Source organism: Streptomyces sp. NPDC033180 (genome assembly GCF_055577645.1).
In genome coordinates this window covers 256,564-282,286 of sequence record NZ_JBVIPU010000008.1, presented here as the reverse complement: position 1 = coordinate 282,286, position 25,723 = coordinate 256,564, and the positions used below count along the sequence as shown (strand labels likewise).

At 68.3% G+C, this 25,723-nt stretch carries 22 protein-coding genes; 13 read left to right on the top strand and 9 right to left on the bottom strand.

All coding sequences use genetic code 11. The features are described from left to right. Positions 1-8 precede the first annotated feature (8 nt). Positions 9-311: a hypothetical protein gene (locus ACZ5WE_RS23120; RefSeq protein ID WP_467691754.1), complete on the bottom strand. Its 303-nt coding sequence runs from the start codon at positions 309-311 to the stop codon at positions 9-11. Between the two features lie 177 nt (positions 312-488). On the opposite strand from ACZ5WE_RS23120, the gene ACZ5WE_RS23115 reads away from it, so the two are divergent. Continuing rightward, complete coding sequence (locus ACZ5WE_RS23115; RefSeq protein WP_467691752.1) at positions 489-3,248, top strand: FG-GAP-like repeat-containing protein; 2,760 nt, start codon at positions 489-491, stop codon at positions 3,246-3,248. A 73-nt stretch (positions 3,249-3,321) separates the two neighbouring features. On the opposite strand, the gene ACZ5WE_RS23110 is transcribed toward ACZ5WE_RS23115, so the two are convergent. The 5 genes from ACZ5WE_RS23110 to ACZ5WE_RS23090 form a co-directional block, all read right to left on the bottom strand. Continuing rightward, positions 3,322-3,975 (bottom strand): RNA polymerase sigma factor, encoded by a 654-nt coding sequence (locus ACZ5WE_RS23110; protein WP_467691751.1) that lies wholly within the window; start codon positions 3,973-3,975, stop codon positions 3,322-3,324. Between the two features lie 77 nt (positions 3,976-4,052). Continuing rightward, a complete protein-coding gene (locus ACZ5WE_RS23105; RefSeq protein ID WP_467691750.1) occupies positions 4,053-4,379 on the bottom strand; it encodes a hypothetical protein in 327 nt (108 codons plus the stop codon). A gap of 447 nt (positions 4,380-4,826) precedes the next feature. Beyond that, positions 4,827-5,414 carry a hypothetical protein gene (locus ACZ5WE_RS23100; protein WP_467691748.1) on the bottom strand — a complete coding sequence of 196 codons (588 nt, stop codon included), beginning with the start codon at positions 5,412-5,414 and terminating at the stop codon, positions 4,827-4,829. Between the two features lie 82 nt (positions 5,415-5,496). Then, positions 5,497-6,003: a hypothetical protein gene (locus ACZ5WE_RS23095; RefSeq protein WP_467691746.1), complete on the bottom strand. Its 507-nt coding sequence runs from the start codon at positions 6,001-6,003 to the stop codon at positions 5,497-5,499. Between the two features lie 169 nt (positions 6,004-6,172). After that, positions 6,173-7,771: a beta-N-acetylhexosaminidase gene (locus ACZ5WE_RS23090; RefSeq protein WP_467691744.1), complete on the bottom strand. Its 1,599-nt coding sequence runs from the start codon at positions 7,769-7,771 to the stop codon at positions 6,173-6,175. Between the two features lie 283 nt (positions 7,772-8,054). Between ACZ5WE_RS23090 and ACZ5WE_RS23085 the strand changes: the two genes are divergently transcribed. From ACZ5WE_RS23085 to ACZ5WE_RS23040, 10 genes are all read left to right on the top strand, one after another. After that, entirely contained in the window at positions 8,055-8,606 is a 552-nt protein-coding gene (locus ACZ5WE_RS23085; RefSeq protein ID WP_467691742.1) for a 2-oxo-4-hydroxy-4-carboxy-5-ureidoimidazoline decarboxylase, read from the top strand. A gap of 149 nt (positions 8,607-8,755) precedes the next feature. Next, on the top strand, positions 8,756-9,136 hold the full coding sequence (gene sdhC, locus ACZ5WE_RS23080; protein ID WP_160506796.1) for a succinate dehydrogenase, cytochrome b556 subunit: 381 nt from the start codon (positions 8,756-8,758) through the stop codon (positions 9,134-9,136). Positions 9,137-9,144: 8 nt separating this feature from the next. Further along, positions 9,145-9,636, top strand: coding sequence for a succinate dehydrogenase hydrophobic membrane anchor subunit (locus ACZ5WE_RS23075; protein ID WP_451207291.1), 492 nt, complete (start codon positions 9,145-9,147; stop codon positions 9,634-9,636). A 16-nt stretch (positions 9,637-9,652) separates the two neighbouring features. Next, positions 9,653-11,407, top strand: coding sequence for a succinate dehydrogenase flavoprotein subunit (gene sdhA, locus ACZ5WE_RS23070; protein WP_467691739.1), 1,755 nt, complete (start codon positions 9,653-9,655; stop codon positions 11,405-11,407). Continuing rightward, positions 11,407-12,177, top strand: a complete 771-nt coding sequence (locus ACZ5WE_RS23065) for a succinate dehydrogenase iron-sulfur subunit (RefSeq protein ID WP_467691737.1) — start codon at positions 11,407-11,409, stop codon at positions 12,175-12,177. Before sdhA ends, ACZ5WE_RS23065 begins: the two co-directional genes overlap by 1 nt. A 180-nt stretch (positions 12,178-12,357) precedes the next feature. Beyond that, complete coding sequence (locus tag ACZ5WE_RS23060; protein WP_467691736.1) at positions 12,358-13,002, top strand: hypothetical protein; 645 nt, start codon at positions 12,358-12,360, stop codon at positions 13,000-13,002. Beyond that, positions 12,999-14,075 (top strand): hypothetical protein, encoded by a 1,077-nt coding sequence (locus ACZ5WE_RS23055; protein ID WP_467691735.1) that lies wholly within the window; start codon positions 12,999-13,001, stop codon positions 14,073-14,075. The genes ACZ5WE_RS23060 and ACZ5WE_RS23055 overlap by 4 nt, the downstream gene beginning before the upstream one ends. 69 nt (positions 14,076-14,144) lie before the next feature. After that, positions 14,145-18,734: a TreTu family toxin gene (locus tag ACZ5WE_RS23050; RefSeq protein WP_467691733.1), complete on the top strand. Its 4,590-nt coding sequence runs from the start codon at positions 14,145-14,147 to the stop codon at positions 18,732-18,734. After that, entirely contained in the window at positions 18,721-19,023 is a 303-nt protein-coding gene (locus ACZ5WE_RS23045; protein WP_467691732.1) for a hypothetical protein, read from the top strand. Before ACZ5WE_RS23050 ends, ACZ5WE_RS23045 begins: the two co-directional genes overlap by 14 nt. A 240-nt stretch (positions 19,024-19,263) precedes the next feature. Continuing rightward, positions 19,264-19,719: a VOC family protein gene (locus ACZ5WE_RS23040; protein WP_467691730.1), complete on the top strand. Its 456-nt coding sequence runs from the start codon at positions 19,264-19,266 to the stop codon at positions 19,717-19,719. Positions 19,720-19,745: 26 nt separating this feature from the next. Here the strand turns inward: ACZ5WE_RS23040 and ACZ5WE_RS23035 are convergent, their stop codons facing one another. Next, positions 19,746-20,288 (bottom strand): MarR family winged helix-turn-helix transcriptional regulator, encoded by a 543-nt coding sequence (locus ACZ5WE_RS23035; RefSeq protein ID WP_467691728.1) that lies wholly within the window; start codon positions 20,286-20,288, stop codon positions 19,746-19,748. An 80-nt stretch (positions 20,289-20,368) separates the two neighbouring features. Between ACZ5WE_RS23035 and ACZ5WE_RS23030 the strand changes: the two genes are divergently transcribed. Then, positions 20,369-21,664, top strand: coding sequence for an MFS transporter (locus ACZ5WE_RS23030; RefSeq protein WP_467691727.1), 1,296 nt, complete (start codon positions 20,369-20,371; stop codon positions 21,662-21,664). On the opposite strand, the gene ACZ5WE_RS23025 is transcribed toward ACZ5WE_RS23030, so the two are convergent. Beyond that, complete coding sequence (locus ACZ5WE_RS23025) at positions 21,604-22,047, bottom strand: Lrp/AsnC family transcriptional regulator (protein ID WP_467691726.1); 444 nt, start codon at positions 22,045-22,047, stop codon at positions 21,604-21,606. The genes ACZ5WE_RS23030 and ACZ5WE_RS23025 overlap by 61 nt on opposite strands. A 112-nt stretch (positions 22,048-22,159) precedes the next feature. Between ACZ5WE_RS23025 and ACZ5WE_RS23020 the strand changes: the two genes are divergently transcribed. Then, positions 22,160-23,089, top strand: a complete 930-nt coding sequence (locus ACZ5WE_RS23020) for an SMP-30/gluconolactonase/LRE family protein (RefSeq protein WP_467691725.1) — start codon at positions 22,160-22,162, stop codon at positions 23,087-23,089. 20 nt (positions 23,090-23,109) lie between these two features. Here ACZ5WE_RS23020 and ACZ5WE_RS23015 read toward each other — a convergent pair whose 3' ends face one another. Beyond that, positions 23,110-25,596: an MMPL family transporter gene (locus tag ACZ5WE_RS23015; protein ID WP_467691845.1), complete on the bottom strand. Its 2,487-nt coding sequence runs from the start codon at positions 25,594-25,596 to the stop codon at positions 23,110-23,112. Positions 25,597-25,723 lie beyond the last annotated feature (127 nt).

The following is a 25,723-nucleotide window of genomic DNA, read 5'->3' as shown; positions in this document are numbered from 1 at the left end:
TCCAAGCCTCAGATGCTCCAAGCGGCCGCCCCGCCACCGACCACGATCACGTCGCCCTTCTTCATGGGCCCGGAGTCAAAGGTCGCCGTGCAGTTCTTACGCCGGTCCATGTGCACCGAGACGTCCTCGTGCTCCTCCGGAGTGGTCATCTCGACCCCGATGCGCAGGGATTCGGCGTTCCGGAGCAGTTCCATGGACTCCCGCGAGAGCCGCTCGCCCCGCACCTCGTCGGCAGGCGTGGCCGGCGGCCGACGTCCGCTCGACCAGACCCTCGTTCCCGTCCAGACCCTCGTCCCCGTCTCCCCGTTCACAGCTGTCAGGTGACCCAGCGCAATCCTCCGTCTATCTGTCACACCCCTGGAGTGCGGGATACGTCACGTCACATTTCACCCAACCTCGTACAACCGTTTGAACCCTCGGGTGGTCGTACGCACTCGTTTGGTCAACCCGATCTACTCCAACCGATCAACCCGCAATTCCGCTAAGGGGTGGGGCATTTGAGCCCGCGCAAACCGCGCGAAGCAGCGCGAAGCACGCACGCGTACAGACCACTGAGTCTCAAGCGCAGGGCGTGGCTGACGATCGGAGCCGTCGTGCTCGGCGGCGCGGGGGCCGTCACGTACGCGATGGCGGATTCCACGAACGGGGATCAGCCGGGCGACCCCCGCGGCGAGCGCCCGGTGAGCGTGCACGACATCGCGCTCAAGGCCGACGGAGCCAAGGAGAGGGAGCTGCCGCGCACGTCGACGAAGCAGTTCTCGCTGCTCGGCGTCTCATGGACCGGCGTGACGAGGGAACTTGAGGGCAAGGCCCAGGTCCGCACCCGCTCCATCGAGAACGACGAGTGGACCGGCTGGCAGAACCTGGACCTGGAGCTGCACCTGCCCGAGAAGGCCGAGGCGGGCATGCGTGCCGCGTCCGAGCCGCTGTGGGTCGGCCCGTCGGACGGCGTCGAGGTACGCGTGATGGCGGCCGACGGCACATCAACTGCTGTGCTGCCCAAGGGGCTTGAGGTCAACCTCGTGGACCCGGGCGTGACGTCCAAGGAGGCGGACAACCCGGCGCTGGACGGCTCGGCGATGGCTCCGGTGGCGTTCGCGGCCGACGAGACGGTGCCGCCGGACCCGGAGACGGGCGGTGGCGAGGGCTCGCCCGCACCGTCGCAAGCCCCGACCGAGGCTCCGACGGTGGCTCCGACGGATGCCCCCACATCCCCCGCCCCCACGGGCTCCCCCTCCGCCTCTGCCTCCCCCTCCGCCTCCCCCGACCCGGAGCCCACGGTTCCGCCGGCTCCGCCGTCGACGGTCACCAAGCCGCCCATGACCGGCAGGGCGGCCTGGGGCGCGGACGAGTCGCAGGTCGAGGACCCGCCGGAGTACATAGACAAGGTCAAGGCGGTCTTCGTCCACCACACGGTCGGCACGAACGACTACAGCTGCGCCCAGTCGGCGTCCCTGGTCCGCGGCATCATGGCGTACCACGTGGAGACCGAGGGCTGGAACGACCTCGGCTACAACTTCCTCGTGGACAAGTGCGGCCAGATCTTCGAGGGCCGCGGCGGCGGCACCGATCTGCCCGTGCGCGGCGCGCACACGTACGGCTTCAACGGCGAGTCGGCGGGCATCGCGGTCCTCGGCGACTTCGAGGGCGACCCGGCCACGAACAAACCGGCGGGCAAGCCGACCCGCGCCGCGATGGAGTCGGTCTCCCGCGTCGCGGCCTGGAAGCTCGGCCAGTACGGGAGCAACCCCGCCGGGAAGGTCACGCTGACGGCGGCTGACGACACGGGCGTATGGAAGAAGGGCGACACCCCTTCCCTCAACACCGTCTCCGGCCACCGGGACGGCTTCGCGACCGCCTGCCCCGGCAAGAACCTGTACTCCAAGCTCGGCGAGATACGCCGCTACGCGACGAGCGCGGCCCGCAACTCCGCGATCCCCACTGCGGACTTCAACCGCGACGGCATCACGGACCTGGTCGCGGGCACGCCGAAGGCATCCGGCGGCGTCGGCACGCTGACGATCGTCCCCGGCGGTCTGGACGGCCCGGTGGCCGGCTCCAAGAAGACGCTCACCCAGTCCAGCCCCGGCGTCCCCGGTGCCTCCGAGGCGGGCGACAACTGGGCCGCGGCCACGGCGTGGGGCGACATCAACGGTGACGGCCACGCGGACCTGGCGATCGGCGCCCCCGGCGAGGACGACACCACGAACAAGGACCGCGGCGCGGTCACGATGCTCTACGGCCCGGACTTCACCACCGGCACGGACATGCAGCTCGCGGACGACTTCCACTACCCGGGCGCCAGGTTCGGCTCGGCGGTGGCGGTCGGCGACTTCAACGCGGACGGCAAGGCGGACGTCTTCTCGGCATCCACCGGCACGGGCGGCACCTGGGCTGCGCGCTTCAAGGCGGGCACCGAGGTGGGCGGCACCCTCACATCGGGCGACACGGCCATCTCGTACGCCGACGCCGCGTCCGGCGACTTCAACCGTGACGGCTACGCGGACGTGGCCCTGACCTACCGCGACCAGGCCGGAACGGGCCGCGTCCAGTGGTTCAAGGGCTCGAAGTCAGGGCTGAGCAGAGTCGGTTCACTCACCGTCAAGGGCGGCCGCTCCCTCGCCGTCGGCGATGTGAACGGCAACGGCTACGACGACTTGGTCATCGGCCAGCCGTACACGGCGGAGTCGGGCGCGCACGCGGGCGGCCAGGTGACGGTGGTCCCGGGCACGTCGACAGGCTTCACGACCACAGGTCTCAAGACGATCCACCAGGACACGTCGGGAGTCCCGGGAGCGGCGGAGTCGGGCGACGCGATGGGCTGGTCGGTCTCGGCGGGCGACTTCAACCTGGACGGCTACGCGGACGTCCTGACGGGCGCCCCGAACGAGGACATCACGCGGTCCGGTTCGGCGAAGAAGGACGCGGGCACGTCGCTCCTCCTGAAGGGCACCTCATCAGGCCTGACGGGGACGGGAGCGCAGGCGTTCACGCAGGACACGGAGGGCGTCACGGGCTCCACGGAGTCGGCGGACCGTCTCGGCTCGTCGGTGCTCCTGGCGGACCTGTCGGGCTACGGCCGCGCGGATCTGGCGATCGGCGTGGACGGCGAGGACGAGGGCAACGGCACGATCCTCCAACTGGACAGCGGCGCCTCCGGGGTCTCGACGTCGAGCGGCGTCTACTACGGCCGCACGCAACTGGGCACGCCGACGGCGGCCCACTTGGGCCAACTCCTGACTCCGTAATAACGCACCGACGCCTGCGCGCCGTGCCGCTCCCCAGGACTGAAGGGGGGTGGCACGGCGCTCGGCGTTCCCTTCAGCACGCCGCCCGTCTCTCCCGCCGCATGGCGTACCCGCTCCCCACGGAGCGCCGCCGAGGACAAGCGACAGGTTCCGTCTCATGTGCCAACTGCCGTGCCAGACCGCGCAGTCCGCGATACGTGGCCGAACGCACCGCCCCGGGCCGTTTGCCGAGGACCTGCGCGGCGGCCGGGCCATCGAGCCCCACCACCACTCGCAACAGCACTGCCTCACCCTGGTCCGGCGGTAGTTGGGCCACGAGTCCCAGCACACGCGCGGTGGTCATCGACTCAAGGACCTCACCGGCGGTGTCGTCGGCTGCCGGCAGTGCGAACGCGTCCCACTCCAGCACGGAGGCGCGCGGCCTGCTCTTCTGACGACGCAGGTGATCAATGGCTCGGTGGCGGGCCACAGTTGCGGTCCAACGGCGGAAGTCGGCCCCTCCTCCGCGAAACCGCCCCAGATCCCGGACGATCTGCAACCACGCCTCAGAGGCCACGTCCTCGGCATCCTCACGTACGAGCCCCTGCAAATACCCGAGAAGCCCGGGCTGCACGCACCGATAGACGACCCCGAAGGCCGCCTCGTCCCCGTCCCTGGCACCCCCCAGAGCCCGCGTCAACTCCTCATCGCTGGCCGCCGCGCGGCGATGTTCCCCACCCTGCCCCACGCTCTCCTCTTAACCCCGCTGACACTGTTCACCGTGCCCGTGCCCCCAAGAAGGAACCTCAGTGCGAGCGCGACGCTTTAGGCCGCGGGCCGAGAGCGCCCCGGAAGGGTGAGGTAGAAGGTCTGCAATGACTGCTCCGCGGCATCAGCGGCGGAGCAGTCGAAGCAATTGACCACTTTCCCCAGGGGATTCCACACCCTCCCGTCGGGCATCCGTACACCCACAGAATGTCCGAAGTAGAGGCGCTGGCTCTCGTCGAAATCGACCCACGCGGCACCGGCGCGACGCACCAACACCTCCCCCACATAGGCGCCGAGTCCAAAGAGCGCCCCCGCGACCTCATCGCGGCCGCGCCCGCCCTTGCGCAGCCCTTCGATGAGGAAGTCGACGACGCGCAGACTCATGACGGAGTAATCAAGCGGCAACCGATTCCGCACGGTCACCCGCGCCACGAACTCCCGCGCGCGCCCCCGCATCTCCCCCGCTCTCGGCGCCTGTCTTCCCTCACCGTCCATAACTCCCCACCCCTTCGACTCAGTGATCAAGGGCGCACGCGAAGCGCCCTCCTCCTACTAAGCGGAAGCAGGCAGCCAACCATGACGGCGATTGAGCGTGACCCATCTCACACGCGAACGCCGGAAGCGGGAGCGACTGCTGATGCGGGAGCAGGTGCGGGGTGGGAGCAAGTGCGGGTGTGGGAGCAAGTGCGGGTGTGGGAGCAAGTGCGGGTGTGGGAGCAAGTGCGGGTGTGGGAGCAAGTGCGGGTGTGGGAGCGGGTCATTGCAGAGAAATTCCGCGGACACGTCGATTTCCGCGGGGCTTTCGGGATTTTCCTGCCGGCCGGCCCTCCGTCAGACCCTGCTGCCCCGCTCCCTGCGTGACACGACCGCTCGCAGAACCCGTCGGCCCTCCGTCGACACGTCCAGCGCCTGCCGCAGGCCGCCGGCGCCCGCGCCCTGGTGGGCGAGCAGTTCCAGGATGCGTACCTGCCGCCTCAGTTCGGCGGCGACCAGCGGGGTCATGCCGTCCGTGCGGGCCGCACGCCGCGCGCTCAGGGCCGGCGTACTGGCGCCGCCGTCCGGCGCGGCGTCGAGCAGCCGGTGGATCTGCAGCGCGGCGACCGAGCAGGCGTCGGCCCACTCCCGGAGCTCGACGGCGGAACGCCTCGATGGCACAGCTCCGAGCATGCGGTAGGCGAGGGTGCTCGCCTCGTCCGCGGAGGGGTCCTCCAGGACGTCCGCACCGCCCAGCGTCACCCGCGCCTCGGCGAGCGCGACGTCCCAGGCCCCGCCCTCCGCGAGACTCCCCCACAGCGGGCGCAGCACTTCGTCACCGCCGCCGAGAAGCGGCACACACCGGTCGAGGCAGGCGAGCCCGCTCGCCGCCAGACCTCTCTCGTCGGCCTCGGCAATCAGCTCGACCAGACTCGCGCCGCTCATGTCGTACGCCTCCCGTCGCGGACCATGCGCGACCCCTCGTGGGCGGCGCACGTCCCCTACTGCGTGCGGGCCCCCGGGAACGTCACTGCGGCACGACGCCGAGCCTGTCCAGGAAGCGGAAGAAGAGCTCCTCCGCCGACGGTTCCGCCGCGGCTTTCAGCACGTCGAGCAGCGGCGCCGACGCCACCGTCCTGCCCGTCTCCGCCGCCCACGTGACCGCCCGGTCCGCGGCGTCGCGCGGTTCCAGGAAGTAGTCGTCAAGGCTCAGACCGTCGTCGCCGATGTACCCGGCCATCGCCTCGCGGGCCAGGCACGTCGTCCATACGCCGCTCTCGGGGGCCGCCGCCTCGACGGCCACGCAGTCGCTGTCCATGACGTAGCCGAAGAGGGCGGGCGAACCCGTCTCCAGGGCCAGGGTGTTCATGTTGCCGACGTCGCGGGCGCCGTCGCCGCCCGGCACCTCCCACACCTGCCAGCCGTCGTCCCGCTGTACGAGCAGGCTCAGCTCGTCCCGCACCCCCGCCACCGCCGAAAGCTCCACGAGTGGCCGCTCGCTCCTGCCCACGACGTAATAACCCCAGTAGCCCATGCTCGCGTCCCCCCGTGTTCTCGACTCTGCTCAACTGCGCTCGACGGCTGCGATGGCGATCGTCTTTGGGCCGAATACACCACAGATGTAAGCAAGTTCGCCACCAAAAAGCCGAAAACGGATCTCGCGACCGCCCCGGCCCTTACCCGTCCCCCGCCCTCCCGGCCGTTTACCCCACCCGGTCGGCCAGCTTGACGAATTCCGCCCAGGGCATGGCCGGTTTGCGCGCGTCCCACAGTTTCTGGACCGTCGCCCGCAGCGGCAGCCGGATCCCCTGCGCCACCTGCTCCTGCGTCTGGGAGTTCGCCAGGTCGCACCAGACCGCGAAGGAACCACCGAGAATCTGGTCGTCGTACTCCGCGCTCACCGGCTTCGTCCCCCGGATCACCAGCGGGGTCCACTGCTCGTAGATCCGCTGCCCGGTGGGATAGCGGAAGGCGTTGGGCTGGCCGAGGACGTAGTAGAGGTACTCGTCGTTGTAGTTGATGACCTTCCGGCCCTCCTTCAGGTACTCGGCCGGCTCCCTCGACCCGATCTCCTTGCCCGTCCAGTACGCGACGTCGAGATCGTCGTCGGCCTTCTCGACCCCGCCGCGGAAGAACCCGTCGTTCCAGGCCCTGAGCCCGCGTTCGTACGGACGCATGGTCTCGGCCCGGTCGTTGAGCCACCCGGTCGCGAGGTCCTGGACCCGGGCGTCGGGCCCGTACTTCTCGCGGGCCGCGGACGCCAGTTGCGGGTAGCTGGCCTCGGGGTTGCTGACCGTGAGGGCCTGGTACTCGTCGGCGCCGAGATGCCAGTAGCGCCCCGGGAAGAGGTCCGCGTACTCCTCCAGGAGGTCGTCGACGATCTCCGCGGCCTGCGGCTTGGAGATGTCGACCGCGCCGCGCGCGGCGACGCCACGGGTGTCGCGGAGCTGGAGGGAGGGGTGCGCGGCGATGACCGTGCCGAGGTGGCCCGGTGAGTCGATCTCGGGCACGACGGTGATGTGGCGGCTGGCCGCGAGCTTGAGGATGCGGCGGACCTGCGCCTTGGTGAGGTGGTCGCGCGAGACGATCTCGGGGTGCGAGTCCGACTCGATGCGGAAGGCCTGGTCGTCGGAGAAGTGCAGGCCGAGCTGGTTGTACTTGAGGTCGCCGATCTCCCGGATGCGGTCCTCGATCCACGCCGCGTCGAAGTGCTTGCGCGCGATGTCCATCATGAAGCCGCGCTGCGGCTTGGCGGGGCGGTCGCGTACGACGCCTTCGGGCGCGGTACCGCCGCCGCGTACCTCCTGCTTCAGGGTGCGGGTCCCGTAGAAGACACCCGCTTCCTCGGGAGCGGTGATCTTCACCCGCTGCCCCTTCACGGAGAGGGTGTACGACTCGTCGCGCTCCTCGGAGCCGTCTTCGGAGCCGTCCTCGGTGAGCGCGAGCTCCACGTCACCCTTGCGGGGGTCGGCGTCACCGGCGTACTTCAGTTTCAGCTCACCGGCGAGCAGCTTGCCCTCGTCCGCGAGATCGTCGTCACCGACGACCACGCGCCCGCCGCTCTCCGGCTTCCATCCCGGCCCGCGCGCCGCGCTGTGCTCGCGTACGGCGGGGATGGTGGCCGGGGCTTTGGAGAGGGGGTACGACTTCGTGGGCGAGGGGGTCGGCGTCGCGGACTCGCTGGCCGAGGGGGCCGCCACGGACCCGCCGCCGCTCCCGCCACCGGGCCAGACGACCACGGCGAGTGCGATGGCCCCGGCGACAAGGACCGCGGCGGCAAGAGCGAAACGCCGCTGGATCATCGGGTACCGCCCCGGGGCCGGTCGGACACTGCCGGGGGTACGGGTGGGCGTGGGGTCATCCGCCGCGAGACGGCGGTCAGGCAAACCCCCCACCCTGCGGGGCGGGCGCCACGGGCATCAGCAGTCAGAGCCAGCATCCGCCCACGGTAAAGCGGGGCCCCCGGCCACTCTGTCCACCACGCGAAGCGAAACTCTCCCATCCGGGTGATATTTCACGCATCCGCCCGACAGGCTTCACCACACCTCGCTAGCGTTACGACAAAACCCCCACAGCCCCCAGTCGATGCCCCCTGCCCAGGAGTCCCCGCTGTCCACGCACAGTTCACCGAGTCCCCCGGCGGAGCCGACACGCTCCCCGGAGCAACTGAACTCCGCCGAGCCAGGCGTGGCCGAAGCCGCCTTCCTGACCTGCTGCGGCAGCCGCCTCTGGGCCCGCCGCCTTGTCGCCCACCGGCCCTACCCCGACCTGGACGCCCTGCTCGCCGCGTCCGACGAAGCGGCGTACGACCTGCCGCCGGAGGCCCTCGCCGAGGCCCTGGCCTGCGAACCTCTGGGTCCGGCCGTCCCTCGCCAGGGCACGTACAGCGCCGCACACACCGCTCTGCGGGCCGCGCACGCCGCGTACGAGAGCCGGTTCGGTCACGTCTTCGTGATCTGCCTGGACGACGTCCCACCGAGCCAGGCCCTCGACCATCTGCTCGCCGGAATCCGCGCCCGCCTCGCGGGCGACCCGGAGGAGGAGCGGGTCCTGGCGGCCGAGGAAATGCGGAAGCTCGCCCGCGGGCGACTCACCCGACTCGTGCACGACCTGAATAGCCCGTACGTGCCTGTTTGATTGCCTGTTTGATCACACCTGGCTACCCCGCGCGAGCGAACCGACAACTCGTCGATACGATGACGAGCGGCCGGTGGACCGTACCCGGCCGGGCCCGTCCGACCACCCAAGCCGGCTGGCCCCAATCCCCGCTCCCGGAGGGTTCTGCCGTGCCGGCTGGAACGCTGTACCGCGGCCGGGAAGGAATGTGGTCCTGGGTGGCTCACCGAGTCACCGGCGTCCTCATCTTCTTCTTCCTGTTCGTGCATGTGCTGGACACCGCTCTCGTCCGCGTCTCCCCGGAGGCGTACGACGATGTCGTCAGCACTTACAAGACGCCCCTCGTCGCACTCCTTGAGTACGGCCTGGTCGCCGCCATCCTCTTCCACGCGCTGAACGGCCTGCGTGTCATCGCCGTCGACTTCTGGTCGAAGGGCCCGCGCTTCCAGAAGCAGATGCTCTGGACCGTCATGGGTATCTGGATCGTCCTGATGGTGGGGGCGCTCTACCCGGTCCTCGGCCACGCCGTCCGCGAAGTCTTCGGGAGCTGACGCCAGACATGTCCGACACCACGCTCGAGAAGTCCGGAGTGTCCGGAGTGGGTCCCGTCGAAGGCGCCTCGCTCTACGACGCCGACAACCCGGCCCCTCTCATCGAGGCACCGCGCAAGCGCACCTCCAAGACCCCGCGCTCGACCCGCGGCAACTTCGAGATGGCCGCATGGCTCTTCATGCGCCTGTCCGGCGTCGTCCTTGTCGTCCTGGTCCTCGGCCACCTGCTGATCCAGCTGGTGCTCGACGGCGGCGTGAGCAAGATCGGCTTCGCGTTCGTCGCCGGTCGCTGGGCCTCGCCGTTCTGGCAGGTCTGGGATCTGCTGATGCTGTGGCTCGCGATGCTGCACGGGGCCAACGGCCTGCGCACGGTCATCAACGACTACGCGGAGCGCGCCAACACGCGCCTGTGGCTCAAGGGCCTGCTGTACACCGCCACGGTGTTCACCATCCTCCTGGGCACGCTGGTGATCTTCACCTTCGACCCGAACATCCGCTAAAGCCGAGGCGAACCCAGTGAAGATTCACAAGTACGACACTGTCATCGTCGGCGCCGGTGGCGCGGGCATGCGCGCGGCGATCGAGTCGACGAAGCGCAGCCGGACCGCGGTCCTGACGAAGCTCTACCCGACCCGCTCCCACACGGGCGCGGCGCAGGGCGGCATGGCCGCCGCGCTCGCCAACGTGGAGGAGGACAACTGGGAGTGGCACACCTTCGACACGATCAAGGGTGGCGACTACCTGGTCGACCAGGACGCCGCCGAGATCCTGGCGAAGGAGGCCATCGACGCGGTCCTCGACCTGGAGAAGATGGGCCTGCCCTTCGGCCGTACGCCCAAGGGTGAGATCGACCAGCGCCGTTTCGGCGGTCACTCCCGCAACCACGGCGAGGCTCCTGTCCGCCGTGCCTGCTACTCGGGCGACCGCACCGGCCACATGATCCTCCAGACGCTGTACCAGAACTGCATCAAGGAGGGCGTGGAGTTCTTCAACGAGTTCTACGTCCTCGACCAGCTCCTGGTGGAGGTCGACGGCGTCAAGAAGAGCGCGGGCGTGGTCGCCTACGAGCTGGCCACCGGCGAGATCCATCTCTTCCAGGCGAAGGCCGTGGTCTACGCGTCGGGCGGCACCGGCAAGTTCTTCAAGGTGACGTCGAACGCGCACACGCTGACGGGCGACGGCCAGGCGGCCTGCTACCGCCGCGGCCTGCCGCTGGAGGACATGGAGTTCTTCCAGTTCCACCCGACCGGCATCTGGCGCATGGGCATCCTCCTTACGGAAGGCGCCCGTGGTGAGGGCGGCATCCTCCGTAACAAGGACGGCGAGCGCTTCATGGAGAAGTACGCGCCGGTCATGAAGGACCTGGCGTCGCGAGACGTGGTCTCGCGCTCCATCTACACGGAGATCCGAGAGGGGCGCGGCTGCGGCCCCGAGGGCGACCACGTCTACCTCGACCTCACGCACCTCCCGCCGGAGCAGCTGGACGCCAAGCTCCCGGACATCACGGAGTTCGCGCGCACGTACCTCGGCATCGAGCCCTACACGGACCCGATCCCGATCCAGCCGACCGCGCACTACGCCATGGGCGGCATCCCGACGAACGTCCAGGGTGAGGTCCTCGCGGACAACACCACGGTCGTCCCGGGTCTGTACGCGGCGGGCGAGGTGGCCTGCGTGTCGGTGCACGGCGCCAACCGCCTGGGCACCAACTCGCTCCTGGACATCAACGTCTTCGGACGTCGTGCGGGCATCGCGGCGGCGGAGTACTCGGCGAAGAACGACTTCGTGGAGCTCCCCGAGAACGCCGAAGAGCTCGTCGTCGCCCAGGTCGAGCGCCTGCGCGACGCCTCGGGCAACGAGCGGGTCGCCGAGCTCCGCAAGGAGCTGCAGGAGACCATGGACGCCAACGTCATGGTGTTCCGCACGGAGCAGACGATCAAGACGGCGGTGGAGAAGATCGCGGAGCTCCGCGAGCGCTACCTCAACGTCTCGATCCAGGACAAGGGCCGTCGCTTCAACACCGACCTCCTTGAGGCCATCGAGCTGGGCAACCTGCTCGACCTGGCCGAGGTCATGGCGCAGTCGGCCCTGGCCCGCAAGGAGTCGCGCGGCGGTCACTACCGCGAGGACTTCCCGAACCGCGACGACGTCAACTTCATGCGCCACACCATGGCGTACCGCGAGGTAGGCGACGACGGCGCCGAGTCGATCCGCCTCGACTACAAGCCGGTCGTGCAGACCCGCTACCAGCCGATGGAGCGTAAGTACTGATGGCAACCCCGACCCTCGACAAGGAAGACGCCAAGCCCGAGGCCGGCTTCGCCGACTCCCCGTACATCACGGCGACCTTCCGTATCCGCCGCTACAACCCGGAGATCTCGGCGGACGCGACCTGGGAGGACTTCCAGGTGGAGATCGACCCCAAGGAGCGTGTCCTCGACGCCCTCCACAAGATCAAGTGGGAGCTGGACGGGTCGCTGACCTTCCGTCGCTCCTGCGCCCACGGTATCTGCGGCTCGGATGCCATGCGCATCAACGGCCGCAACCGCCTGGCCTGCAAGACCCTGATCAAGGACATCAACCCGTCCAAGCCGATCACGGTCGAGGCCATCAAGGGTCTGACGGTCCTGAAGGACCTGGTCGTCGACATGGACCCGTTCTTCCAGGCGTACCGCGACGTCATGCCGTTCCTGGTCACGAGCGGCAACGAGCCGACGCGCGAGCGTCTGCAGTCCGCTGAGGACCGCGAGCGCTTCGACGACACGACGAAGTGCATCCTGTGCGCCGCGTGCACGTCGTCCTGCCCGGTCTTCTGGAACGACGGCCAGTACTTCGGCCCGGCCGCGATCGTCAACGCGCACCGTTTCATCTTCGATTCGCGTGACGAGGCGGGCGAGCAGCGCCTGGAGATCCTCAACGACAAGGACGGCGTGTGGCGTTGCCGCACGACGTTCAACTGCACGGACGCGTGCCCGCGTGGCATCGAGGTCACGAAGGCGATCCAGGAAGTGAAGCGGGCACTGATCACGCGACGCTTCTGAGTACGCCTTCGGCCGTACGTTGATGTGGGCCCCGTTCCTGGTTTCGCGCCGGGGGCGGGGCCCATGTGCGTGGTGACGCGGCCAGTTACCCGCAGACGGAATCCCGCGTGGTAGCCCCACGAGCCCCAGAGATAGCGTTGGTTCGCTTGCGTTACCCCCCACCTCGAACGGGAGTCCAGAGTGAACCGCCCCATCCGGCTCGTGTCGACCGCGCTGGCCGCATCAGCGGCCCTGATCCTGACCGCATGCGGTTCAGGCGGCAGCGACGACACTTCCGACAAGATCAAGGGAGCGGGTGACGGGGACGAGAAGGCCTCGGCCTCCGCCGACGCACCGTCGCAAGCGGACGGGGCCGAGCGGCCGGAGATCAAGCTGCCCAAGTCCTTCCAGGTCGACTTCGCAGGCTGGAAGAACAGCGATCCGAAGTTGCAGGCCATCATGGACGACGGCAAGGAACGCCTCCTCGCGTCCTACGCCGCGATCACCAAGCAGGACCCGCAGTACGACGCACTCGGCTTCTACAGCTCCAGTGACGCTCTGCGTACCGGGACGGCATGGGTCAAGGGATTCACGGACGAGAACCTGACCCTGGTCGGTAAGGGCCGCGTCTCCCAACCGCAGCCCCGCATCAGCCCGGACGGCTCCGGGACGCTGTTCTACTGCGTCGACGAGGGCAAGGGTTCCACCAAGAACACCAAGACCGGCAAGGAAACCGCCACCCCTGCCGATGACGCCCTCGTGCTTTACCGCACCAAGCTGAGCAAGACCAAGGCGGGCGTATGGAAGACCACGATGGTCCAGACAGAGCGGGGTGCCTGCACATGAGGAAGCCGACCCGTCGCGCAGTCGCGCTCGCCGCGGCGTCCCTGTCCCTCACACTGCTGACGCCGTCGGCCGCCTTCGGCTGGGGGGAAGACCAGGGAGAGGGCGGCAAGCCGCCCGGTGGCGACAGCGCGCAAGGTACGTCCGACGGAGCGGAGTTGGGAGCAGCGGTCTCCCGTTCCCGCATCGTGGTCAAACAGACAGGCGGCGGAACGGCCAAGCCATCCGCGGGCGCGCTCGCCGCCATCGACCCGAACTGGAAGCCCCCCGCCTGCTGGTACGAGCCGCTCGCGACGCCGGAGCAGCTCAAGAACGCCACAGAGAAGATGAAGGAGGACGACCTGTTCTCCGTCAACTTCGGTCGGCGCTGGGGCAAGAGCCTGCTCGTCGACGCCTTCGACAAGAACGAGCCGACCTTCACCGACACCCCGACCAAGAACTACAACGTGGGCAAGAAGGGGATGTTCTGGCGCGCGGTGGCCCGCGAGGACCGCGCCGACGATCCCGAAATCCTGGACTGCTCGGACAACATGTTCTGGCAGGACGCGGGCACTCTCCCGAACAACCCGAACGCCCCCACCCCGGAGACTCTCGCCGAGTACGCCTACGACAAGATCCGGGTACCGGAGACCGAGATCGAGCTGAAGCCGCAGGCCAAGTCCACGGTGAACATGCCCACTTGGGCATGGCTGGACAAGGCTGTCTTCAAGGACGTCACCGTGCGCGCTGAACTACCGGACACGCCTCTGTACGCGGTGACGACGGCGAAGCCGGTGGCCCTGCACCTGGAACCGGGCACCCCGGACGCGAAGACCTTCCCCGCCTCGGGCGACTGCCCGGTCAACGAGGACGGCTCCATCGGCACCCCGTACACCAAGGGCGCCTCCAAGCAGGATCCTTCGTGCGGCATCTCCTACCTCCGCGCCACGAGCGGTAAGCCGTACCAGCTCAAGGCCTCCATCACCTGGGAGATCTCCTGGGAAGGCACAGGCGGAGCCAAGGGCGACCTGCCCGACGGCACCTTCGAGACCACCCAGGACATGAACGTCCAGGAAATCCAGGCCATCAACCGATAGACGACGACACACGCGTGACGGGGGATCTACATGGCGGGGAATCGTCCGGCGGATTGGCATGTCCTGGACTTGGACAAGGACCCAACCCCCGGGGATCCGGACCGGGTTCGGAGCCTGGCGAAGAACCTGCATGCCTTCGCCGACGACGTGTCGAAGGTCCTGCGGGACATCAAGGGGATGGCGGGCGAGGACGCGATCCTCACCTGGGCGGGCAAGACCGCGGAATCCTTCACGGCGGAGTTCGAGGACGCGCCGGGCAAGCTGAAGAAGCTCAAGAAGAGCTACGAGATGGCCGGCGACGCCCTGTCCACGTACTGGCCGGAGCTGGAACGCGCCCAGGCCCTGGCCGACAAGGCCCTGGTCAAGGGCCGCGAGGCGCAAGGCGACTTGAGCTCCGCCCAGACCCGCCTGACATCGGCCGACTCGTGGATGGACAAGGCGGGCAAGGAAGCCGACAAGTACAAGGACGACGACGGCGGCTCCAAGGCCGGCAAGGACGTCCCCAAGCCCGACCCGGACAAGGTCAAGGCCGCAACCCGCAACGCGAATTCCGCCGAGAAGGCCCAGACAACCGCGAAGTCGGATGTCTCCGCCGCGAAGAGCAACCTCGACGCCGCCAAGAAGATGGCCGAGGACGCCCGCAAGATGCGCGAGGACGCCGCGGGCACGGCGAAGAAGAAGCTGGAAGACGCCTCCGACGCGGGCATCCAGAACCGCAAGTGGTGGGAGGAAGTCGGCGACTGGGTCACCGACAACTGGGACACCATCGTCGCCGTCTGCAAGGTCGTCGTGGCGGTCGTCGGCATCATCGCGATGATCGTCGGCGGGCCTATCCTTGCGGCCATCGCCGTGGTGGCTGCCCTTGTCGTCCTCGCCGACACTCTCAACAAATATGTCAACGGTGGGGCAGGGCTGCTGGATGTCGCCTTCGCGGCACTGGACTGCATTCCAGGCATGAAGGGCCTGACCACCGTCGGCAAGCTCGCAAAGGGCATGAAGGGATTGGCTAAGGGCGGACTCAAGGGGATAGCCAAGGGCTTGGGCAAGGGAGGGCTACGCAAGGGCGCTGACGACGCGGTCGCCAAGAGCCGACCCACCAAGGGGCGCTGCAAGAACGGCGACCCAATCGACATGGTCACCGGCGAAATGATCATGGGGAAGACCGACTTCGCTCTTCCGGGGCTCCTTCCGCTAGTCCTCCGCCGCACCCACTTGTCCACCTACCGTTGGGGGCAGCTTTTTGGCGAGTCGTGGGCCTCCACCCTCGACGAACGGCTCGAGCTCGATGCCGAGGGCGCCCTGTTCGCGAGCGAAGACGGCATGATCCTCTCCTACCCCGTCCCGCGCCCCGGAGACGCCGTCATGCCGGCAGCGGGCCCTCGGTGGCCCCTGGAGTGGGATGGCGGTGGCACGCCGCTGCGGATCACCAATCCCAAGACCGGCCATGTCCGCCACTTCACCCCGCTGGACCACCACGGCGAGGGCCACTCCGCCTTCACGCTGCCATTGCAATCCATTTCGGACCGCAACGGTCACCACGTCACCGTGGAACGTGCTCCGAATGGCATCCCTACAGCGATGCGCCACTCTGGCGGACATTATGTGGCCATCGAGACCGAGGGCGGCCGCGTCACTCGGATCAGCCTCGTCGGCACGGAGAGATCCGAGGACTGCGTTACCCCCGAGGAGCCCGGCGGGACTAACACGGAGTTGTTGCGCTATGCCTATGACGACGACGGCAACTTGTCCGAGATCCACAACTCGAGCGGACCGTATCGCCTTACCTACGACGAAGAGGCCCGCATCTCATCGTGGACGGACCGGAACGGCTCCTGGTACCGCTACACGTACGACGACCAGGACCGGGTCGTACGGGGTGAGGGCGCTGATGGCTTCCTCAGTTGTGTCGTCGAATACGACACAGCGAACCGGCGCACGAGATACACCGACAGCCTGGGCTTCAGCACCACGTACGAGTACAACGATCTACTGCAAGTCACTGCGGAGACCGACTCGCTCGGCAACGTGAAGCATAGTGAGTGGGATCCGCATAACAACCTGTCAGCAAGCACAGACGCGATCGGCCGGCGGATCACGTATGTCCATGACAGGCACGGCAATCTCACCTCGGTGCTTCGGCCCGACGCCACGACGCTGACCGCGACTTTCAACGAGCTGCATCTGCCAGTCGAGGTTGTCACGTCCGACGGCGCCACTTGGCGTCACGGTTATGACGATCGGGGGAACCTCGTCGAGACCGTGGATCCTGCTGGAGCGCGGACGAGCTACCGCTACGACCTGTACGGCCATCTGAGCACGGTCGTCGATGCCTTGGGGGCGGAACGCCGTATCGAGTGCGACGGTCACGGTCTGCCGCTCGCGGAGACTGACCGGCTGGGGTGGATGACCAGGTTCGAACGGGATGTCTTCGGCCGAATCGCGGCAGTACGCGACCAGCTGGGCAACACCACCATGCTGACTTGGAGCCTCGAAGGCAAGCTCACTCATCGAGTGAACCCGGACGGCACAACAGAGTCCTGGGACCACGACGGCGAGGGCAACTTGGTGGAACACCGCGCCCCTGGAGGCGCGAGGACCCGCTTCGAAACCAGCCACTTCAACCTGACCACGGCACGAGTCGATCCCGACGACACACGCTACGAGTTCTCCTACGACACCGAACTCCGCCTTAAGGAGGTTCGCAACGCGCAGGACCGGCCGTGGTCCTACTCGCACGACCCGATCGGGAACGTCATCGCCGAGACGGACTTCAACGGTCGGACCCTCAACTACCTTTACGATGCCACGGGGCACCTCACGGAGCGCATCAACGGAGCAGGACAGACGACCCGCTTCGTGCGAAATGCCCAGGGGAGGGTGGTCGAGCAGCGCTGCGGTGACCACATCACCACCTACGCGTACGACGCCGCGGACCGGCTCATCGGAGCCGAGAACGAGCAAGCGCATATCGAGTTCGTCCGCGACCGTCTCGGCCGGGTCGTCGAAGAAAGATGCAACGGCCTGTCCACAACGGCGGCCTACGATGCGAACGGCCGAAGGACGACCTTCACCACACCCAACAGCGCTGCATCCGTTTGGGAGTACGACGCCAACAATCGCCCCACCGGGTTGACCGTGGCGCAGCAGAGTATGCAGCTCACCTATGACGGTGCGGGACACGAGGTCGAAAGATCACTCTTTCCCGGCATGCTCCTCACGCAGGAATGGGATGAGAACCATCGGCTGACCCAGCAGTCGCTCGTTGCAACCGATACATCCTCGTCAGCATGGCGGCGGGGCTTCCGCTACCACCAAGACGGCCATCTCGCCAGCACTGTGGAGCACGACGGCAGCACGCGTAGCCTGGCCCTCGATCAGATGGGCCGCGTGATAGAGGTCAGCGGGCGAGACTGGTCCGAGGTGTACGCGTACGACAGCTCCGGGAACGTCTCCCATGCCTCCTGGCCCGCCTCGCCCGAAGTGGCTGGCGACGAAGGGTCGACCCACGCCGCGACGCAGGGCAGCCGGCACTTCTCCGGCACCTTGCTGCGCCGCGCGGGACGCACCTTCTACGAGCATGACACCCAAGGGCGGACTGTACGAAAGACCCAGAAGCTCCTCTCCGGGCAATCCCGGTCCTGGGCATACGAATGGGACGGCGAGGACCGCCTCGTGCGCGTAACCGTCCCCGACGGAACCACTTGGCTGTATCACTACGACCCGCTGGGGCGCCGGGTGGAGAAGCAGCATCACGCGGCAAACGGACACCTACTCGAGCGCACTTCGTTCGTCTGGGATGGCGCACGCATCGCAGAACAAGTGCACCTCGACGAGTGTGCCGGCGAGAAGATCGTAACCACGTGGCAGTGGAAGCCTGATTCCTTCCGCCCCGTCGCGCAGAGCGAGCTGCGCCTCACGGACGTGGACGGCCTGGCCGAACCCTCGCAGAGTGAGATCGACTCCCGTTTCTACGCCATCATCACCGACTTGATGGGGACACCCACCGAGATGGTCGACGAAACCGGAACGGTGGTCTGGCGCTCGGCCGTGAGCCTGTGGGGCAGTTCCTCCGGCAGGCCGACTGTGAGCGGCGAATCCGGCGATGTCCGTTGTTCACTGCGTTTCCCCGGTCAGTACCACGACGACGAAACAGGGCTTCATTACAACTACTTCCGCTATTACGATCCGGATACAGCGCGCTACCAGTCACCTGATCCACTCGGCCTTGCTCCCGCACCGAACCATCATTCCTACGTCCCCAATCCGACCGCATGGGTGGATCCGCACGGCCTCTCCTGCGACGAGGCTGATGAGGATTGGACGCGCGTGGGACGCTGGATGTCGGATGACGAGTACAACAAGATGGTGGCGGAGGGCAAGGTTCAGCCTGGAAAGGGCGACCGCTCCTACGTGGCGAATCCGCCAGACCCCGCAGCCTATGGACGACAGGCGGCACCGGGAACAAGCTACGTGGAGTATGACGTACCGTTGAGTTCCCTCCGAGCCGGCGGTGAACCTGGCTGGTCCCAGATCGAAGGCCCGAATTCCCTTCGCGGCAGATTGGCCGCCCGCAGGGGAGAACCACTGCCGGAGTTCCCCGAAGTCCGGAACATCGAGAAGGTCATGACCAAGGAGGAATTCACCGGTGGAGCTGGCTGAGCTTCGGGGTGCGTATGACCGGCTGAACGCCGAGTTGGACCCCTCATGCTACGAGGTCACCTGGGAGGGCACACTGCCCGGCCGAGCCAAGCAGGGAGCGTCCCTCAGCGTCGATGGGCCGGACCGGCTGGCCGAACTGACGGTATGGGATTCCGGCGAGGCCGAACTCCAGCTTGGTGATGTGGCCACGGGCCACATCACCGATGAGCATCTTCAACTGGACGACGCAGGGCAACTCACCACGGCTGTCGAACGGCTGGTTACGTGGGTGACGGGTCAGGGGCGCTGAGCACTCGGCCCAGTCAGCCCCCTCCCTGGGCGACAGGGCAAAGGCGCCGCCCAGACGGAACCGTCGGCAGGAAGCAGGACGCGACGTAGAGGAGATCCGGCAGATCAACGGTTGATCTGCCGGAAGTCTGTCTCAGATTCCAAGGACGACCTCACGCCACCGAGTGACACCCGCACGCGTATGGCGGCCTCGCGTTCGACAATGCGACTGATTCCGGTATGGCCGACTTACCCTGACCAAATGTCAGACAACCAGTCGGTCGGCCTGTCCGTTGACCAGTCCGTTCGTCAATCCGTTGACCAGTCGACCGAACTGCTCGGCTTCGACAACGTCGTCTTCCCTGTCGGTGATCTCGGCGAGGCCGTCGACTTCTACGAGCGTGCCGGGTTCCCCGTGACCCACCGGATCGACGAGATCGGGCTCGCGATCCTGAAGGTGGGCAAGGAGACGCCCGGGATCCTGCTGCGCGTGGAGGAGGGGGTCGAGCATCGGCCTTCCGCGTGGGCCACGCCCCGGGTGTGGCTCGAGGTGGGGGACGCGCGGGCCACCGGGCGGGCCCTCGAGGCCGCCGGGGTCGAGCCGCTCGCGCCGGCCTCCTCCGTGGCCACCGGGTGGACCGTGGAGGTCGCCGATCCGTGGGGGAACGTCGTCGGGTTCACCGACTACCGCAAGCGCCCCGAGCTGGCGCGGAGTTAAGCGGACTCGCATCCGGGGGGCGCGCGTTACTTCCAGCGCGCCCCGCCGCCCTCCTCCGCCACCACCATCACGCGGCGCAGCATGTCCGAGAGCTGCGCCCGCTCCTCCTTGGAAAGCGTCCCGAGGAGGCGGTACTCCTCGTGGCCCAGTACGTCCATCGCGCCCAGCCAGATCGACCGGCCCGACTTCGTCAGTTCCACGTCCACCCGGCGGCGGTCCTTCTTCGACGCGGTGCGGTGGAGCAGGCCGCGCTTCTCCAACCCGTCCAGGCGGCCCGTCACCGAAGCGGGGGCCAGGTCCAGGTCCGTGGCGAGTTCGGAGGGGGTCGCCCGGCCGCCGCGGCCCGCCAGTTTGTGCAGGGTGTCGAACTCGTGGCGTTCCAGGTCGAAGTCGATCAGGGACTGCTCACGCACCCGGCGCAGATGGACAGTGAGCTTCTTCAGGCGGGTGACCGCGCCCTCGATGTCCGGATCGAGAGCGGGGAGGACCGGTAGCCAGCGTTCCACGTGGCCGTCGGTCCAGTCGCGCAGCGGCTCGTCGACGTTGTCGTTCTCGTGCTTCCTCGCCATACACGGCAGCCTACTTCGGCACGCTTCGGTCCCTGATATTTCGTTGACGAATAATTCGGTGCCGAAATACCATCTCCCCCATGCCGTCGTACCCCCTGCTGCGCAACCGCTCCTTCCGGCTCTTCTTCTTCGGCCGCTCCCTGTCCCTCATCGGCGACGCCGTCATCCCCGCCGCCCTCGCCCTCGCCGTGCTCCGCGCCACCGGCTCCGCGTCAGCGCTCGCGCTCGTACTCGGCTGCGCGATAGGGACGAAGCTCCTGCTGCTGCCGCTCGGCGGCGTCGTGGGCGACCGGTTAGACGCCCGTACGGTGGCCCTCGCCTCCGACCTGGTGCGCTGCGTGACCCAGCTGTTCGTCGGCGTACAACTGCTGGGTGGCGATCCCCAGTTGTGGCACATCGCCCTGGCCGAGGCAGTCGGCGGCGCCGCGTCCGCCTTCGCCATGCCGACCCTGTCGCCCCTCATCGCGGGAACGGTCGCCCCGAAAGACCGGCACGCGGCCAACGCCGTCCTGGGTGTGGTCAACAGCGGCGCCCGCGTCGGCGGCCCCGCGCTCGCCGGGCTGCTGATCCTGGTCGCGGGACCCGGCTGGGCGTTCGTCCTCGACGCCGCGTCCTTCGCGGTCAGCGCGTGCCTCCTCTCGGCGGTCCGCACACGCCCCACGGACGAGGAGCCCGGCCGGGAATCCACCGCGCGCCGGTCCCTGCGCAAGGATCTCCTCGAGGGCTGGCACGAGGTGCGCAGCCGCGACTGGTACTGGACCAGCCTCGTCGCGCACTCCGCGTGGAACGGCGCCGCCGCCGTCCTCATGACGCTCGGACCGGTCATCGCCGTCGAGGAGTTGGGCGGAGAGGGCGCCTGGATCGCGATCCTCCAGGCGGGCGCCGTCGGCCTGCTGGCAGGCTCCCTGCTCGCGGGGCGCGCGAGGCCCAGGCGTCCGGTCCTCGTGGCCAACCTCGGCCTCGCGACGTACGCCCTGCCCCTCGCGCTGCTCGCGGCAAAGGCCCCGGCGCCGGCCGTCATCGCCGCGTACGGCGTCGCGCAGGCGGGGCTCGGCTTCCTCAGCCCCGTCTGGCAGACGTCGGTGCAGGCGGCGATCCCCTCCGGCGTGCTGGCCCGCGTCACGTCGTACGACTGGCTGTTGTCCTTGGGCGCGATGCCGCTGGCGTACGTCCTCGGGCCGCTCGCGGCGGACGCGTGGGGCCCGGCGGTCCCGCTGTGGGTCGCGGCCGTCCTGGTGGGGTTCGCGTGCGCGGGGACCGCGGCGGTCCCGGGGGTGCGTCGGTTCGGGGCGAGTGCCGGCGAGGAGTCGGCGCGTCAGGCCGCTCCGGGCGAGACCGGCCTCTCGAAGAACGTCTCCAGCGACACCGTCGCCTGAGTCCCGCTCACCCCGTCGATCGCGTACAGCCGCCGCAGCACGTCCTGGAGTTGCTCCGTCGTGCCCGTGCGGACCTTCACCAGGACGCTCGCCGAGCCCGCGATGACGTGCGCCTCCAGAATCTCGCCGATCGCCGCGAAGTCCTTTGCCCGGTCCCCCATCCATGCCGTCGAGTCGACCATGACGAACGCCAGCACGCCTTGGCCCACGGCCGCCGGGTCCACGTCGACCGTCGTGCGGCGGATCACTCCGCGCTCGCGCAGTTTGCGTACCCGCTCGTGGGCGGCGCCCGCCGAGAGTCCCACCGCCTTGCCCAGGGTCGCGTAGGACTGGGCGGCGTCTTCCTGCAGCAGCGTCAGCAGTTCTCGGTCGGTGTCGTCCATCGGCTTTGCTCCCGCCCTCCGTTCAGCCATCCTTGACGTACACCATATCTCGTACTGCAATATCCTCCTGTCACCGAATGTAAGTCACATATGGCTACAGGCAGGGGTTGTCATGTCTTCCCAGAAGGTACCCACGGCGTACGAGATTCTGGACGAGCGCTTCCGCACGGGGCGGTGTACCAACGGGGACGCCAAGCTGGAAGTCCTGTACGACGACTGCCGGTGGGCCGAAGGGCCGCTCTACCTGCCCGCCTGGCGGCAGCTCGTATGGAGCGACATCCCCAATGACCGGCTGCTGCGCTGGGACGAGTCCACGGGCGCCGTAGGGGTCTTCCGGTCGAGCGCCGGATACGTCAACGGCAACACACTCGACCGGGAAGGCCGGTTGATCTGCTGCGAGCAGGGCAACCGGCGCGTGACCCGCACCGAGCACGACGGCCGCCTGACCGTCCTCGCCGACCGCTTCGAGGGCAAGCGGTTCAACAGCCCGAACGACGCCGTGGTCCGCTCGGATGGGTCTGTTTGGTTTTCCGACCCGGACTTCGGGATCACCAGTGACTACGAGGGGTTCCGGGCGCCCGCCGAGATAGGTGCCTGCAACGTCTACCGGATCGACCCCGTGACCGGTGACGTGCGAATCGTCGCCGACGGCTTCGAAGGGCCGAACGGTCTCGTCTTCTCGCCCGACGAGCGGCAGTTGTACGTGTCCGACTCCCGCGCGGCCCGGATCCGCGCATTCGATGTGCGCGATGACGGCACCCTCTCGGACGGCGTCGTCTTCGCCGAGTCGAAGGAATCCGGCTTCGACAACATCCGCTTCGACGACGAAGGACGGCTGTGGGCGGCCGCCCTCTACGACGGGGTGCACTGCTACGACCCCGACGGCACCCTCATCGGGCGGATCACGGTCCCCGAGGCCGTCGCCAACATCGCCTTCGGCGGCCCGAAGAACAACCGTCTCTTCATCGCGGCGACGACCTCGCTCTACTCCCTGGTGATGTCGGTGACGGGGCTGCCCCGGGTCAGGACGGCGGCTGCCTGACCCGGGGCCCGGGGCCCGGGTCAGTTCACCGCGTCCATCTCGCCGAGCGCCAGCTCCACGTCGTACACCAGTGGTGCGTCCGCGACCATGAGGTGCCGCGCGCGGGCCGCGTAGCCGGGGGCCGTGACGGCCAGCAGGTACGCGCCCGCCGACGGGGCCGCGACGATGTACGAGCCGTCCGCCAAGGACGTCACGCGGTCCAGCTGACCGCCCCCCTTGGAGAGGAGGGTCAGGGTCGCGCCCTCCACCGGTTCGCCCTCCATGGTGCGGATGAAACCGTGCACTACGGAGGCGCCACCGCGCGAGCCGTTCGGCTCCCCCACGCGCGCGTGGGGCACGGGCACCGTCTGCTCCGGCACTTCCCGCGGCGGCCGCGGCGCTCCCTGCGTCGCCGCCGGCTCCTCGCGCGGCTCCACCGCCAGATGCGGGAGGCGCTTCTCCAGGCCCGCGGGAAGCCACCAGTTGGAGCGGCCGAGCAGATGCATGGCGGCCGGGACCAGGGCCGTGCGCAGGATGAACGCGTCGAGGGCGACGGCGGCGGCCAGGCCGATGCCCGCCATGGCGCCCTCCATGTCGCCGCTCAGGACGAACGCGGAGAAGACACAGATCATGATCAGGGCCGCGCAGTTGATGACCCTGCTCGTTTCGGCGAGTCCGACGCGAACCGCTCGCGCGTTGTCCTTCGTGTGCACCCACTCCTCGTGCATGCGGCTCACCAGGAACACCTGGTAGTCCATCGAGAGCCCGAAGAGCAGCGACAGCATGATGACGGGCAGGAAGGCGGTGATCGGGCCCTCCTTGCCGACGCCGAGGACCTCCGTGCCCCAGCCCCACTGGAAGACCGCCACCAGTACGCCGAAAGACGCCGCCGCCGCGATCAGGTTCATCAGGGCCGCCGTCAGCGGCACCACCAGCGAGCGGAACGCGATCAGCAGCAAGAGGAAGCCGAGCGCGATGATCGCTCCTACGAAGTAGGGCAGTCGATCGCCGGTCACCGCGGCGAAGTCCTTGAAGACGGCGGTGACGCCGCCCACATGGGCGTCGACCCCGGCCGCCGGAATCACGTCTCCCCGTAGACGGTCGATGAGCTGGTCCGTCTCCTCCGACTGGGGCGATGTGGTCGGGATGACGTTGATGACCGAAACGCCCTCGGACGGCGGGGCTGCCGCCACCCTCGCGACGCCCTCCGTATCGCGGATGGTCGCCACCAGGCTTCCGGTGTCGGCCTCTTCGGCCACTACTTGGAGTGGGCCGTTGAATCCGGGACCGAATCCCTCGGCCAGCATGTCGTACGCCTGCCGGGTCGTCGTCGATTCCTGGTGGTTGCCCTGGTCGGTCGCGCCGAGCCGCAAGGAGAGCAGCGGCAGGGCCAGGAAGGCCATCACCACGAAGGCGAGCGCCGCGATCGAACGCGGCCGCTTCTGGACGTACGAGGACCAGCGCGCCGCAAGTCCGCTCGCCTCGGCGGGCTCCGGTCCCGTGGCGGCGAGGCGACGCCGCTGCCTGCCGCTGAGCACCCGGGGGCCGAGCACCCCGAGGAGGGCCGGCAGCAGCGTGACGGCCGCGAGGACGCTCAGGACCACGGTCAGGGAGGCCGCGATGACCACACCGTCCAGGAAGCGCATGTTCATCACCAGCATCCCGGCGAGCGCGATGCACACCGTGCCGCCCGCGAAGAGCACCGCGCGACCCGAGGTGTTCAGGGCCTGCACCGCGGACTCCTCGGGCTCCATGCCGCGCAGGATGCCGCGCCGGTGCCGGGTGACGATGAAGAGCGCGTAGTCGATGCCGACGCCGAGTCCGATCAACGAGCCGAGCAGCGGGGCCACTTCGGGGATGGCCGTGACGTGGCTGAGCAGCATCGTCGAGAGCATGCCGAGGCCCACTCCGAAGACGGCGATGACGATCGGCAGGATCATCGCGAAGAGCGATCCGAAGGCCAGGAAGAGGACGACGGCGGCAGCCCCGATGCCGACCATTTCGGCGATGCCCGTGGGCGGCTCCTGGGTGCGGGTGATCGCCTGGCCGCCCAGCTCGACCTCCAGGCCCGGGCGTTGGGCGCTTCGAGCCGTGTCCACGACGTCCTGGACGAGTTCCTTGGGGACCGAGTTCGCCTCCTCGGCGAAGGTCACCTGGGCGTAGGCGATGCGCCCGTCCTCGCTGATCTGCGCCGCGCCCGCCTCCTTGGACGCGTACGGGCTCGTGACCTCGCCGACGCCCCGCATGCCGGCGATCTCCTTGAGCGCGGGCTCGATACGGGAACGTACGCCCTCCTCACGGGCCGAAGCACCCTCGTCGACGCGCCAGACGACCGTGTCGGTGTCCCCGGAGCTCTCCGGGAAGGCCTTCGTCATCAGGTCGTACGCGCGCTTGGAGTCCGTATCCGGCAGGGAGAACACATTCGAATAGTCGGTCCCCGCGGAGGTCCCCGCGGCCCCCAGACCGAACAGGGCTCCCACCCACAGCACAAGGACCACCAGACGGTGCCGATAGCACCATCGCGCCAATGCCGCCACGATCCACTCCTCCTCCGCGTCGCCAAGTCCCCCGGGTCCGTGCTTTCAGGAGCCTCAGCATCAGCGGCGCCACGCTCCAGCGGTGCGACGCGGCCATGATTCTCAAGTAACTCCAAGG